Here is a 14595-nt window from a genome sequence, read left to right as displayed (position 1 = left end):
GAGCGCGTCGGGATTACTCTTTGTCCGTCGAGCTCAGCGAGACGGAGGAGAGGTAGTTCAGCAGGGCGATGTCGTTTTCGACGCCCAGCTTCATCATCGCCGACTTTTTCTGGCTACTGATGGTTTTGATGCTGCGGTTCAGCTTTTTGGCGATCTCGGTCACCAGGAAGCCTTCGGCGAACAGACGCAGCACTTCGCTCTCTTTCGGCGACAGGCGTTTATCGCCATAGCCGCTGGCGCTGATTTTTTCCAGCAGACGAGAGACGCTTTCCGGGGTGAATTTCTTCCCTTTCTGCAGCGCGGCCAGCGCTTTAGGCAGATCGGTCGGCGCCCCCTGCTTGAGGACGATCCCTTCGATATCCAGATCCAGCACCGCGCTGAGGATCGCCGGGTTATTGTTCATGGTCAGAACAATGATCGACAGATCCGGGAAGTGGCGCTTGATGTATTTGATCAGCGTGATCCCGTCGCCGTATTTATCACCGGGCATGGACAGATCGGTAATCAGCACATGGGCGTCCAGCTTCGGAAGATTGTTGATAAGGGCCGTGGAGTCTTCAAACTCGCCAACGACGTTCACCCACTCAATTTGCTCAAGTGACTTACGAATACCGAACAGTACGATCGGATGGTCATCGGCAATAATTACGTTCATAGTGTTCATGTATAAGGCTACCTTCTACAGCAAACTCTTGACGTAAGCGTCAATGTCGCTGATATATTTTTCTATGCCTTGCGCATCCTTTTCGCGAATCAGATGCTCAAGCGTTTCACATAACTGCTTGCCGGGTATCAGATTAAGCATAGCAAATGCCCCTTTGAGGCGGTGGGCGGTTTGCGCCAGAGCAGCAAAATCACCCGCTTCGTTTTCAGTATACAATCTCTGAACATCATCCGGTACCGTATCGGCAAACAGTGCGTAATAGCCGCTGGCATGGAGTTCGGCGTTACTCTCGTTTCCTGAGGTGGCGGGTTGAACCGCCTCCTCCGCCAGCTGCTGCTCAATAAGCTGCAGGATAGCCTCCTGCATCGCCGTGCTAATATTAAAGTTGACCCGCAGTTGGCCCGGGCCGATTTTGCGTATCCCAACCTCATCATCGCTTAAAAGCAAGCCCGAAGCAGTAAGATTAGACGGATTATCCGTTAAATACAGATCGAACGCTTGACTTGTCGCTCGATCGTCCGGCGTGATGCAGGACGCCCCCCAGCTCTCCAGCTGGCGGGTGACAATCCGCCGTACTTCGCTGGAGGTCACATCCAGCAGGACGATAACGTCATCCAGCAGATGTTCTCCCGCCTCTGGCGCCTCTTCGCTGGCCGGCATTTTCAGATGCAGGCTATAGCGAGTCCCCAGCGACTCCCGCGCTTTGATGGTCAACTGCCCGCCCAGCTTGCGCGTCATACGGTCACATAACCAGAAGGTAAGGGCGTTCGCTTTGCCGTACAGATCGCTCTGAGTCTCATTGAGATACGGGAAGTGCATATTGTCGATCTCGTTTGCCGAGACCCCGTTGCCAGTATCCAGTATGCGGAAGGTCAGGCGATCGCTGGCCGACTCTTCCTGGCAGACGTCGAGGGTGATCTTGCCGATAGGCGTGGTGGTGATGGAATACTGGATCAGCAGTACCAGCGTGCGCCGCAGGGCTTCACGGTCGCCATAGCGTTGCTCGCCGGCAGGCAGCGCGTTATTGATAAGCAACTGCAGACCCTTGCGCTTCATCGCCGGCAGCACCTCCGGTACGACGTCGTCGATCAGCTCCTGCACCGAGAACAGCGACTGGCTGGTTTTCCAGGCATCGCTTTCCAGCAGGTTGGCGAGCTGAATATCATCGATCAGTTTGACCAGCTCATCGGCATGCTGCGCCAGCGTCCGGCTCTCCGCGCCGTCGAGCGCCGCTGCCTCAGCCGCCAGGTTAAGGGCTGGCTGCTTCAGGGCGCTGCCGATATGCCGCATAAAGGTCGTCCGGCCCTGCTGGTTTTTCTCATACAAGCGCTGGGCCTGTTTGAGCTTTTTATTGACCAGCACTTCGCGGTCCTGGTCTCGGATAATCAGGATCTGCGTGCGCGGCGCGACCTGGCTGCGATACTGGCGGATCTCATACTGTTCGTTGTTGACGGTGGCCTGGATCACCCCCTGATGCTGGTCCGCCATGTTAGTGATGTTCTGCAGATTCAGGTGCGGAAGCAGATGGTCGGCAATCGGGTTGCTGATCACCGTTCGGTTGGCTTCCTGATCGTGGACCAGCAGCCCCAGCGGCAGCAAAGAAACAATTTCTTCATTAAGGGCGCGCAGTAAACGCAGTTCGCTATTGGCGGCGGAGGGGAGCCCGGCGCCCGAGGCGCTGCTGCGACCTTTATAATTCCGGAAGGTCGTGAAACCGAACAGCGCCAGCGCCAGCAGGCCAATGTTAAGCAGCAGCGGCAGAAGAATGTTTTGCAGGGACTCCAGTAGCATAGTGCTCATCGGTACCGTCCACACTAACTGCATACCGGTGGTGCTGATGTCGGTGGCGATGTCAATCTGCATGCCGTTGAAGGTGATCCCGATATGATCGCTAGCCTCTTTCTCGGGGCTGGCGGCCACATTTTGCGTGGGATCAGGCTCGATACGAAAGCTATCCAGCGCCATGCCCGGCGGGATCAGATCGTTAATCGGCAGGTCGAAGGCGACCACCGTTGCCAGGTGTCCTGGCTGATTGAAGGTAGTACGTAACGTGAAGTAGTGCGCGTTCTGCCAGGCAAGATGGCGCAGCGGCGAGAAGGTCTCGCGCTCATCAAGGGTATTGGCCTGCAGCAGCATTTCCGCGCGCCGGGATTCCACCACGCTGCTGATCGTTGACTCTTTAAAGCTTGAGGAGAGGTCCTTCAACGGCAGGGTGGAGATAAGGATCAGGCTATTGTCCAGCCCATTGAGATAGTACATCGACCACGGAATGGTCTCCGCGCCCCACAAAATATCGAGATAATCGGACATTTTCTGCGTCATCTCGAGGGTCGAACTGTCGTGGGAGCCAAAGATCAGGGCTTCGGTTTTACGCCGGGGCTTCTCCAGATAGTACACGTCCTGCTTTAAACGCGTCTCCTGCAGACCGCCGCTGGCGGTGTTGGCGGAGGTGGCGGCGATATTGTCGTAGATCTGCCAGGTGGCATAGCGCCAGGTATCAATGCGTTGGTGCAGGGCATGGGAGACATCAACTACCTGATAGCTCTTCTCTTTCAGCCAGGCATTGACGGCGCTTTGAATCATCACCCCCATCGTCGCCAGCAGGACAATAACCATCAAAATGAAGAAGCGGCTGATGTTGCCGGGGATCAGAGAGAATTTTTTCGGGGTCATCTTGTGGCTGAACGACTCATCATTGTTTGTAAACAGGATGTAGCGCCAGAGTAACTGGCAACAAAGCAGATGCTGCAGGCAGTATAAAGGCTAATGGCGTAAATCCATACTACAGATTGGTGCCAGCGGCGCGATACCGCCCAGGAATTATCTTAGAAACGAAGCGTAAATGAAACCGCGTCCGCAAGACTGACCAGTGACGATATTGACAGAAACAAAAGCCAGGAATCGCACGAAATAACAAGACATTGGCAGAATAAGCGCAAAAGACGGCCTAATTGATTGATTAATAGTCGTTAGGGAATCATTGGCTGTAGCACAGATAAATTAAAGTTGTGTAAAGAAGGGTAAAAAAAACCGGATGCGAGGCATCCGGTTGAAATAGGGGTAAACAGACATTCAGAACTGAATGACGGTAATAAATAAAGTTAATGATGATAGCGACTGTTATTTTAGTCACCGATGATCATTTTGTTTTACCATTCAGTGCTATAGGCTTAGTTTTGTATATCCTGTTGATTTTAAATGGCTAAATAATTTTTTTGATTATTAGTGCGTATTTCCCTGGCCATTTTGGGGTAAAAAAAAGTTCCGCCATATTTACAAATTGAAACATCTTGTGGGAACTTTGAAACATCTTAGAAGTTTTAGTATCATATTCTTGTTGGATTATTCTGCATTTTGCAGCACAATGAAATAGCCGACTGATTAGAAGGGTAATCAGTAAGCAGTGGCATAATAAAAGGCATATAACAAACAGAGGGTTAATAACATGAAAGTTAAAGTACTGTCCCTCCTGGTACCGGCTCTGCTGGTAGCAGGCGCAGCAAATGCGGCTGAAATTTATAACAAAGACGGCAACAAATTAGACCTGTACGGTAAAATTGACGGTCTGCACTACTTCTCTGACGACAAGAGCGTCGACGGCGACCAGACCTACATGCGTGTAGGCGTGAAAGGCGAAACTCAGATCAACGACCAGCTGACCGGTTACGGCCAGTGGGAATACAACGTTCAGGCGAACAACACTGAAAGCTCCAGCGATCAGGCATGGACTCGTCTGGCATTCGCCGGTCTGAAATTTGGCGACGCGGGCTCTTTCGACTACGGTCGTAACTACGGCGTAGTATACGACGTAACGTCCTGGACCGACGTTCTGCCGGAATTCGGCGGCGACACCTACGGTTCTGACAACTTCCTGCAGTCCCGTGCTAACGGCGTTGCAACCTATCGTAACTCTGACTTCTTCGGTCTGGTTGACGGCCTGAACTTTGCTCTGCAGTATCAGGGTAAAAACGGCAGCGTCAGCGGTGAAGGTACTTCTCCGACCAACAACGGTCGTGGCGCTCTGAAACAGAACGGTGACGGCTTCGGTACCTCTCTGACCTATGACATCTATGATGGCATCAGCGCTGGTTTCGCGTACTCGCACTCCAAACGTAACGGCGATCAGAATCGTTTGGATAAAGGCCGTGGCGACAACGCTGAAACCTACACCGGTGGTCTGAAATACGACGCCAACAACATTTACCTGGCGACTCAGTACACCCAGACCTACAACGCAACTCGTTTCAGCGGCAACGGAGAATCTGATTCTATTAGCGGTTTTGCTAACAAAGCACAGAACTTCGAAGTGGTTGCTCAGTACCAGTTCGACTTCGGTCTGCGTCCGTCCGTAGCTTACCTGCAGTCCAAAGGTAAGGACATCGAAGGTTACGGCGACCAGGACCTGCTGAAATATGTTGACGTTGGCGCGACCTACTACTTCAACAAAAACATGTCCACCTATGTTGACTACAAAATCAACCTGCTGGACGAAAACGATTTCACTCGTCGCGCTGGTATCTCTACCGACGACGTGGTTGCACTGGGCCTGGTTTACCAGTTCTAAGTTGCAAGCTGCATAACAAAAAGGCGCCTCTGGCGCCTTTTTTTATGTCTGGTTTAACCTCGCTGGTATACTCTTGTCGCCCTGGTAAGAGGAGCCTCGATTAATGGATATGACTTTCTTTCGCGCCGCGCTGTTGGGCGCCTGCGTACTCTTCTCTGGCTGCGATTCAGCCACCACTCCCGCGACACCCGCATCAACGGCCACCGTGCTGGATGGTAAAACAATGGGCACCTTCTGGCGGGTCAGCGTTATCGGCGTGGATGAGGCAAAGGCCCAGGCGCTGCGCGCCAAGGTTCAGGCCCAGCTGGACGCCGACGATCGCCTGCTGTCGACCTGGAAAAACGACTCGGCGCTGATGCGTTTCAACCACGCGGCGGATACCCGGCCCTGGCCGGTGAGCGAAGCGATGGCGGACATCGTGACCCTGTCGCTGCGGATTGGCGCCAAAACGCATGGCGCGATGGATATCACCGTCGGGCCGCTGGTCAATCTGTGGGGCTTTGGCCCGGATAAACAGCCGGTTGCCACTCCGGATGCGCAGGCGATCGCCGCGGCGAAAGCGCGCACCGGCCTGCAGCATCTGCAGGTTATCAATCAGAGCGGCAGGCAGTTCCTGCAAAAAGATATTCCCGATCTGTTTGTCGACCTCTCCACCGTGGGTGAAGGCTATGCCGCCGACCACCTCGCGCGCTTGATGGAGCAGGAAGGGATCTCCCGCTATCTGGTGTCGGTAGGCGGGGCGCTGGTCAGCCGCGGGATGAACGGCGAAGGCAAGCCCTGGCGGGTGGCGATCCAGAAACCGACCGACCAGGAAAACGCCGTTCAGGCGATTGTCGACATCAATGGCCACGGCATCAGCACCTCCGGCAGCTATCGCAACTACTATGAACTCGATGGCAAACGTATCTCGCACGTCATCGATCCGCAGACCGGGCAGCCGATAACCCATAAGCTGGTCTCCGTGACCGTCATTGCGCAAACGGCGCTGGAGGCGGACGGCTGGGATACCGGGCTGATGGTGCTTGGGCCGGAAAAAGCGCAGCAGGTGGTGCGCGAGCAGGGCCTGGCGGTCTACATGATCGTCAAAGAGGGGGAGGGCTTTAAAACCTGGATGTCGCCGCAGTTCCGTACCTTTCTCGTCGGCGAAAAAAATTAAAAAGCAAGATTGCGGGTTTTTTGCTGCGGGCTTTACCGCAGACTGAGGATACACTTACAGCAGGAGACCCGTGATGAAACCGATAGTTGCCGATACCGATGACCGCCGCTGGCAGGCGGTCTGCGAGCGTGATACCCGGGCCGATGGTCAGTTCGTCTTTGCGGTACTGACCACCGGCGTCTGCTGCCGTCCCTCCTGCCGCTCACGGCGCGCGCGGCGGGAAAACGTGCGCTTTTTTGCTGACGTCGCTGCTGCCGTGGCGGCGGGATTCCGCCCCTGCAAACGCTGCCAGCCGGATAAAGACTCTCCGCAGCAGCAAAGGATCGACAAGGTGGCGCAGGCCTGTCGGCTGCTGGAGCAGGAGGCGCCCCTGACCCTCGAGGCGCTGGCGTGCGAGCTGGCGGTCAGCCCGTTTCATTTCCACCGTTTATTCAAATCCGTCACCGGCATGACCCCGAAAGCCTGGCAGCAGGCGTGGCGCGCGCGACGCCTGCGGGAGGCGCTGGAGCAGGGGAAACCGGTGACCCGCGCCGCGCTGGCGGCCGGCTTTCCCGACAGCAGCAGCTATTATCGCCAGGCCGATGCCGCCTTAGGGATGACCGCCAGCCAGTTTCGCCGCGGCGGCGCCGCCACCGTGGTGACCTGGACGACAGGCGACTGTGCGCTGGGCCGCTGCCTGGTGGCGCAAAGTGAACGCGGCGTCTGCGCTGTGCTGCCGGGTGATAACGATGCTGCTTTGCTCGACGATCTGCGTCAGCGCTTTCCCCGCGCCGAGCTGCGTCAGGGCGACCCTGAGTTTCGTCGTCAGATGGCGGAGATTTTCGCCCACCTCGACGACAGCCGGCGGCCGGTGTCGCTGCCGCTGGATCTGCGGGGCACCGCGTTCCAGCTGCAGGTCTGGCAGGCGCTGCGGCAGATCCCGGCGGGGGAGACCCGAAGCTACCGCCAGGTGGCCGAGCATATTGGCCAGCCGCGGGCGGTAAGAGCCGTGGCCGGCGCCTGCGCGGCGAATTCACTGGCGGTGATCGTTCCCTGCCATCGGGTGGTGCGTGAAGATGGCGCGCTATCCGGTTATCGCTGGGGAACGGCGCGAAAAGGGCAGCTGCTGGCGCGCGAGGCGCAACGAGAGGAGGAGTAATGCTCGATCTGTTTAGCGATACCCCACCGTGGCAGGAGCCGCTGGCCCCCGGCGCGGTGGTGCTTCGCCGCTTTGCCCGCGAGCGTGCCCCAGGGCTGCTGCAGGCGATTGCCGACGTCGCCCGCCAGTCGCCGTTTCGCCAGATGGTCACGCCGGGCGGGTACACCATGTCGGTGGCGATGACCAACTGCGGCCGGCTGGGCTGGACCACCGATCGCCACGGCTACCTCTACGCCCCGGTCGATCCGGTCACCCGTCACACCTGGCCGCCGATGCCGGCCGTGTTCCATGAACTGGCGCTGGCGGCAGCCGCGGCCGGCGGCTATCCGGGCTTTTCCCCCGACGCCTGTCTGATTAACCGCTACCAGCCCGGCGCAAAGCTGTCGTTGCATCAGGATAAAGATGAACAGGATCTGCGGGCCCCGATCGTCTCGGTCTCCCTGGGCCTGCCGGCCATCTTTCAGTTTGGCGGGTTGCAGCGCAGCGACCCGCTGCAGCGGCTGTTGCTGGAGCATGGCGATGTGGTGGTCTGGGGCGGGGAGTCGCGCCTGTTTTATCATGGCATTCAGCCGCTGAAAGCGGGCCATCATCCCGAGACCGGCGACTGTCGATATAACCTCACCTTTCGGCAGGCGGGCCGTCCCGGCGATTAAAATAAGAATTATTCTTGATGTCACCGGCGAGCCGTTTAAACTGCTGGCTGTTTTGCTTTTCCGGATAGCCTGTTATGGAACTTCTTTCTCTCGTCTGGCGCCAGTATCGCTGGCCGTTTCTGGGCGTTATTGCCCTTAGCCTGCTCAGCGCCGCGCTGGGTATCGGCTTAATCGCTTTTATTAACATGCGCCTGATCGCCACTGTCGATACCTCGCTGCGGGTGCTGCCGGAATTTCTTGGCCTGCTGGGGCTGTTAATGGCGGTGACCCTGGGCTCGCAGCTGGCGCTGACCACCCTCGGCCACCATTTTGTTTTTCGCCTGCGCGGCGAGTTTGTGAAACGCATCCTCGATACCCAGATTGAACAGGTGGAGAAGATCGGCAGCGCGTCGCTGCTTGCCGGGCTGACCAGCGATATCCGCAATATTACCATCGCCTTTGTACGCCTCCCTGAGCTGGTGCAGGGGATCATTCTCACCTTCGGCTCCGCCGCTTATCTGGCCTGGCTGTCAGGAAAAATGATGCTGGTGACGGCGCTGTGGATGGCGCTCACCATCTGGGGCGGCTTTGTGCTGGTGTCGCGGGTGTACAAACATATGGCCAGCCTGCGCGAAACGGAAGATAAGCTCTATCACGACTACCAGACGGTGCTGGAAGGGCGTAAAGAGCTGACCCTCAACCGGGAGCGCGCGGAGTACGTGTTTAATCAGCTCTATCTCCCGGACGCCCGCGACTACCGGCACCACATCGTTCGCGCCGATACCTTCCATCTCAGCGCGGTCAACTGGTCGAATATTATGATGCTTGGCGCCATCGGGCTGGTGTTCTGGATGGCCAACAGCCTCGGCTGGGCCGATACCGCCGTGGCGGCGACCTACTCCCTGACGCTGCTGTTTTTGCGCACGCCGCTGCTCTCCGCCGTCGGCGCGCTGCCCACGCTGCTTAGCGCCCAGGTGGCGTTCAACAAGCTGCGCCAGTTCTCGCTCGCCCCTTACCGGGCGGATTTCCCCCGGCCGCAGCCGCAGGCTGACTGGCAGACGCTGGAGCTGCGCGATGTCACCTTCCATTATCCGGACCAGCGCTTTGCGGTAGGGCCGCTTAATCTGACGCTAAAACGCGGCGAGCTGGTGTTTCTCATCGGCGGCAACGGCAGCGGCAAATCAACCCTGGCGATGCTCCTGACCGGCCTGTATCAGCCGATTTCCGGTCAGATTCTGGTGGACGGCCAGCCGCTGGCGGCGGATAAACCGGAGGCGTACCGCAAACTGTTCTCCGCGGTGTTTACTGACGTCTGGTTGTTCGACCGTCTGCTCGGGCCGCAGGGCGAGGAGGCCGATCCGGCGCTGGTGGCAACGTGGCTGGAGCGTCTGCAAATGGCCCACAAGCTGCAGCTGGAAAACGGTAAGATCGGCGACCTGCGGCTGTCGAAAGGGCAGAAGAAGCGCGTGGCGCTCCTGCTGGCGCTGGCCGAGTCCCGGGATATCATTCTGCTGGATGAATGGGCGGCGGATCAGGACCCGCATTTCCGCCGCGAGTTCTACCAGGTCCTGCTGCCGCTGATGAAGCAGATGGGGAAAACCGTGTTTGCCATCAGCCATGACGATCACTACTTTCAGCACGCCGATCGCCTGCTGGAGATGCGTGCCGGGCAGCTGTCCGAGCTCACTGGCGAAGAGCGGGCGCAGGCCTCCCGCGATGCGGTGGCCCGCACGGCCTGATTCACGCTGCGCGCCCGGGGAAAGCCGGGCGCCGCTGAAATTTTCAGCGTCTACAGTGCTGACGGTTATTATTTCCCCCTCCTCGCGCTATGCTTAAGGCTTCCGGCCCGCAGGCCGGCTCACTATTCTCAAAAGGATTGCCTGACCGATGTCCGTTTTGCATAAAAAAAGCGCCCGCTTGCGTGACGAAGAGCGCGCCCGTCTGATTTGGCTCTTGAGCACCGATAAAGCGGTGACCTCCGCGCTGCTGGGCAAACTGACGCTGGCCGAACGTTACGATGAAGGGACGCTGGCCGATGACCTGGCTGAAGTGGAAATGCTGGTCTCGCATCTGCCGCCGCCGGATCTCGCCGATGCGCTGGAAGCGCTCCCCTATGACGCCCGCACCGCGCTGTGGTGCCTGGTGCCCGACGATAAACGCGGCGAAGTGCTGCTGGAAGCTTCAGAAAACGTCTGGGGCGACCTCATCGATAAGATGAGCGACCACGAGCTGCTGCAGGCGATGCAGCCGCTGGATATCGATGAACAGGTTTACCTGCTGCAGCATCTGCCGCGCAATCTTACCGGACGGTTGCTGGCGACCCTGCCGGCTGAGAAGCGCGCCCGTATTCGCCAGATTATGCGCTACGCCGACAACAGCGTCGGGTCGATCATGGAGTTTGAGGTCATTACGGTGCGGCCGGAGGCCACCCTGGCGGCGGTCCAGCGCTATCTGCGGCGTCTCGGGAAAATGCCGGAGAACACCGATAAACTGTTCGTCACCACCCGCAATAAGCTGCTGCTCGGCGAGCTGGAGCTGCAGACCATTCTGCTCAACGATGCGCAGAAGCGGGTGGGGGAGGTGATGGAGGGCGATCCGGTCACCTTTCAGCCGCACGAAGAAGCGGAGAAGGTGGCGCGCACCTTCGAGCGTGATGACTTGCTCAGCGCCGCCGTTATCGATGCCGATGGCAAACTGATCGGCCGTCTGACCATCGATGAGATCGTCGATGTGGTCTATGAAGAGACCGACAACGATCTGCGGCGGATGGGCGGCCTGAGCGATGAAGAAGATGTCTTCGCCCCGGTCAGCAAAGCGGTGAAAACGCGCTGGGCGTGGCTGGCGGTGAACCTGTGTACGGCGTTTATCGCTTCCAGGGTCATCGACGGCTTCGAACATACCATTTCACAGCTGGTGGCGCTGGCCTCGCTGATGCCGATCGTCGCCGGGATCGGCGGCAATACCGGCAACCAGACGATCACCATGATCGTTCGGGCGATGGCGCTGCAGCAGATCCAGCCCGGCAGCTTTACCTTTCTGATCCTGCGTGAAATGGGCGTTGCACTGATTAATGGCCTGGTGTGGGGCGGGATCATGGGGGCCATCACCTGGTGGCTGTATGACGATCCGCAGCTTGGTGGGGTGATGACGCTGGCCATGATGCTCAACCTGCTGATGGCGGCGATGATGGGCGTGATAATCCCGATGCTCATGGTGAAGCTGGGGCGTGACCCGGCGGTCGGCTCCAGCGTAATGATCACCGCTATCACCGACACCGGCGGCTTCTTTATTTTTCTGGGCCTGGCGACGCTGTTTCTGATGTAGCCTGCGCTTTTGCTCGCAGGCGGCGGGGGATGATCGCCATCGCGACAATCCCCGCCAGCACGCCAATCGCCAGATTGCTGGTTCCCACCGTCGCGGCGACGGTCACCAGCATCACCAGCGTTTCCGGCCACGGATTGCACGCCAGCTCGCCCGGGCGAATGCTGTGCCAGCTAAAGGTCTTCACCGCCACGATCACCATCACCCCGGCCAGGACCGCCATCGGGATCTTCGCCATCACCTGGCTGAGCGCTGTCACCAGCAGGAGCAGCACCAGGCCGGCGATAACCGTTGAGAGACGGCTACGGGCTTTGCCCATTTCCACGTTAACGATAGTCTGGCCGATCATCGCGCAGCCCGCGATACCGCCATAACAGCCGGCGAGGATGTTGGCGATCCCCAGCCCGGCGCTCTCCCGCGATTTATTCGACGGCGTATGGGTCAGGTCATCCACCAGCTTAGCCGTCAGCAGAGACTCCATGAGGCCGACAAAGGCGATGCTGAGGGCGCACGGCCAGATTATCTGCAGGGTGGTCAGGTTCAGGGGAACGGTCAGGGCGGTGAACCCCGGCAGGCCGCCGCTCATTGACCCTTCATCACCCACGGTCGGCAGCAGCTGGCCGGTGGTCGCGGTATAGAGAGTGAGCGCGACGATGGCGATCAGCGGCGCCGGGATAGTCTTAATAAAGCGCGGCGCCCACAGAACGATAAGCAGCGTCAGGACGAACAGGCCGACGATCAGCGGCTGGCGGCTCCAGAAGTGCGGCACCTGGGCGAAGAAAATCAGGATCCCGAGGGCGTTGACGAACCCGGTCATCACCGCCGGGGGAATAAAGCGCATCAGGCGCGCCATGCCGCACAGACCAAACAAAATTTGAATCATACCCGCCAGAATGACGGCTGGCAGAATGTAACCCACGCCGTGCTGATGCACCATCGGGCCAATGACCAGCGCCACTGATCCCGCGGCGGCGGTGACCATCGCCGGGCGTCCGCCGAGTAGCGACATCGCCAGACAGAGCACGACGGAAGCAATCAGGCTCACCTGCGGGTCAACGCCGGCAATAACCGAAAACGAAATCACTTCAGGAATTAACGCCAGGGCGGTGAGCACGCCGGCCAGGACTTCGCGCGTCAGCAGCGACGGAGAACGAAGGATTGGACGCAGGTTGCCGGAAGCGGCGGGGTCTGAAACTGGGGGCATAAAAAAAGTTCGCAGATTATAAAAAAAGGAGGAGCGGTGTCAGGCCCTGCTTCCGTGCGGTCTGTCACAAAACCAGGGATGATAGCGCGGAATCTGCCAGGGCACCAGTACAAAAAGTGATTTGGTGTATACATTTATTAAACATTTTTATAACGGATCTCAAAACAGAACTTAAAATTTAAACAATATTTAAATTTTTGAGCTTCGGTGGTAACGTGAGGGGTGACAATCGTATCACCTGCGCTAAATAAAACAGCGAGTAAAGTAAGGCTCAAATCCGATGAATAAAAAGATGGCCGTACCACGCTCACAGGCGGTTGGTCCCAACAGCACTCGGACCAACACCCGCCATGAGCAAGAGACGGATGTATTGTTGATTGGCGGCGGCATTATGAGCGCCACACTGGGAACCTGGCTGCAGGAGCTTGAGCCAGACTGGTCTATTACCATGGTTGAGCAGATGTCCAGCGTGGCGGAAGAGAGCTCAAACGGGTGGAACAATGCGGGTACCGGCCACGCGGCGCTGATGGAGCTGAACTATACGCCGCAGACCGCCAACGGCATCAATATCGACAAAGCGGTCGACATCAACGAAGCCTTCCACATCTCGCGTCAGTTCTGGGCGCATCAGGTGACGCGCGGCGTCCTGAACAAACCAAAATCATTCATTAACAGCGTGCCGCACATGAGCTTTGTGTGGGGCGAAGATAACGTCAACTTCCTGCGCGCGCGCTATGCGGCGCTGCAGCAGAGCGAACTGTTCCGCGGCATTCGTTATTCTGAAGACCATCAGCAAATCAAAGCCTGGGCGCCGCTGGTGATGGAAGGCCGCGACCCGCTGCAAAAGGTGGCCGCCACCCGTACGGAAATGGGAACCGACGTCAACTATGGCGAAATCACCCGCCAGCTGATCGCCAGCCTGCAAAAGCATGATAATTTCTCCCTGCAGCTGGGCACCGTGGTGCGTCGCTTCAAGCGCAACGCCGATAAGAGCTGGACGGTGACCCTCGCGGATGCCGACAACCGTCGTCAGAAGCGGGTTATTAAAGCCAAATTTATCTTTATCGGCGCCGGCGGCGCGGCGCTGACCCTGCTGCAGGAAACCGGCATTCCGCAGGCCAAAGAGTATGCCGGCTTCCCGGTCGGCGGCCAGTTCCTGGTCTGCGAAAATCCGGAGGTAGTAAACCACCATCTGGCGAAGGTTTACGGCCAGGCCGAAGTGGGCGCGCCGCCGATGTCAGTGCCGCACATCGATACCCGTATTATCGACGGTAAACGCGTGGTGCTGTTCGGGCCGTTCGCCACCTTCTCGACCCGCTTCCTGAAGAACGGTTCGCTGTGGGATCTGCTGGCCTCGACCAATACCTCGAATATCCTGCCGATGCTCAACGTCGGCCTGGACAACTTCGATCTGGTGAAATACCTGATTAGCCAGGTGATGCAGAAAGATAAAGATCGTCTGGCCGCGCTGTGCGAATACTATCCGGAAGCGCGGAAAGAGGACTGGCGGTTGTGGCAGGCCGGTCAGCGCGTGCAGATCATCAAGCGCGATGCGAAGAAGGGCGGGGTACTGCGCCTGGGCACCGAAGTGGTCAGCGATGACGAAGGCACCGTCGCGGCGCTGCTCGGCGCATCGCCAGGCGCCTCCACCGCGGCGCCTATCATGCTGCAGCTGATGGAAAAAGTGTTTAAAGACAAAGTGAATTCGCCCGAATGGCAGGCCAGGCTGAAGGCGATCATCCCGACCTACGGTATTCGCCTTGATGGCAACCCGGCGGAGATTGAGAAAGCGCTGGCGTGGACCAGTGAAGTGCTGGAGCTGAAATATGAGCCGGCCGCGGCGGCGGATGAAGCTCCGCAGGCGGAGCTGAAGCCGCTGAGCGGCGGCAAGCCGATGGCGGACATCGCGCTCTGAC

At 58.2% G+C, this 14595-nt stretch carries 10 protein-coding genes; 7 read left to right on the top strand and 3 right to left on the bottom strand.

Annotated elements, in window-relative coordinates; translation table 11 throughout:
* Positions 1-13 precede the first annotated feature (13 nt).
* A complete protein-coding gene (gene rcsB / locus ABLU73_RS05435; RefSeq protein ID WP_004201684.1) occupies positions 14-664 on the bottom strand; it encodes a response regulator transcription factor RcsB in 651 nt (216 codons plus the stop codon).
* 15 nt (positions 665-679) lie between these two features.
* Entirely contained in the window at positions 680-3337 is a 2658-nt protein-coding gene (gene rcsD, locus ABLU73_RS05430; protein WP_048295231.1) for a phosphotransferase RcsD, read from the bottom strand.
* Positions 3338-4109: 772 nt separating this feature from the next.
* Here rcsD and ompK36 point away from each other — a divergent pair.
* The 6 genes from ompK36 to mgtE all read left to right on the top strand — a co-directional run bounded on the left by ompK36 (position 4110) and on the right by mgtE (position 11478).
* Complete coding sequence (ompK36, locus tag ABLU73_RS05425; RefSeq protein WP_004149145.1) at positions 4110-5228, top strand: porin OmpK36; 1119 nt, start codon at positions 4110-4112, stop codon at positions 5226-5228.
* Between the two features lie 103 nt (positions 5229-5331).
* Positions 5332-6384 carry an FAD:protein FMN transferase ApbE gene (gene apbE / locus ABLU73_RS05420; RefSeq protein WP_080841626.1) on the top strand — a complete coding sequence of 351 codons (1053 nt, stop codon included), beginning with the start codon at positions 5332-5334 and terminating at the stop codon, positions 6382-6384.
* Positions 6385-6457: 73 nt separating this feature from the next.
* Complete coding sequence (gene ada / locus ABLU73_RS05415) at positions 6458-7522, top strand: bifunctional DNA-binding transcriptional regulator/O6-methylguanine-DNA methyltransferase Ada (protein ID WP_264924440.1); 1065 nt, start codon at positions 6458-6460, stop codon at positions 7520-7522.
* Entirely contained in the window at positions 7522-8175 is a 654-nt protein-coding gene (gene alkB / locus ABLU73_RS05410) for a DNA oxidative demethylase AlkB (protein WP_017899302.1), read from the top strand. Before ada ends, alkB begins: the two co-directional genes overlap by 1 nt.
* 74 nt (positions 8176-8249) lie before the next feature.
* A complete protein-coding gene (locus ABLU73_RS05405) occupies positions 8250-9893 on the top strand; it encodes a multidrug ABC transporter permease/ATP-binding protein (protein ID WP_043520285.1) in 1644 nt (547 codons plus the stop codon).
* A 148-nt stretch (positions 9894-10041) separates the two neighbouring features.
* Positions 10042-11478 (top strand): magnesium transporter, encoded by a 1437-nt coding sequence (gene mgtE, locus ABLU73_RS05400; RefSeq protein ID WP_048325184.1) that lies wholly within the window; start codon positions 10042-10044, stop codon positions 11476-11478.
* Here the strand turns inward: mgtE and ABLU73_RS05395 are convergent.
* The gene (locus ABLU73_RS05395; RefSeq protein ID WP_227667304.1) at positions 11441-12679 is read right to left on the bottom strand and encodes a SulP family inorganic anion transporter; all 1239 of its coding nucleotides are present in this window, start codon (positions 12677-12679) and stop codon (positions 11441-11443) included. The two genes, mgtE and ABLU73_RS05395, sit on opposite strands and share 38 nt — an antisense overlap.
* A 280-nt stretch (positions 12680-12959) precedes the next feature.
* Between ABLU73_RS05395 and mqo the strand changes: the two genes are divergently transcribed.
* A complete protein-coding gene (gene mqo, locus ABLU73_RS05390) occupies positions 12960-14594 on the top strand; it encodes a malate dehydrogenase (quinone) (protein ID WP_017899305.1) in 1635 nt (544 codons plus the stop codon).
* Position 14595: the final 1 nt, after the last annotated feature.

This window comes from Klebsiella sp. GG_Kp175, assembly GCF_040062325.1.
Taxonomy (GTDB): Bacteria; Pseudomonadota; Gammaproteobacteria; order Enterobacterales; family Enterobacteriaceae; genus Klebsiella; species Klebsiella quasipneumoniae.
The sequence above is the reverse complement of the archived record's forward strand: the minus strand, read 5'-3'. Positions and strand labels throughout refer to the sequence as shown.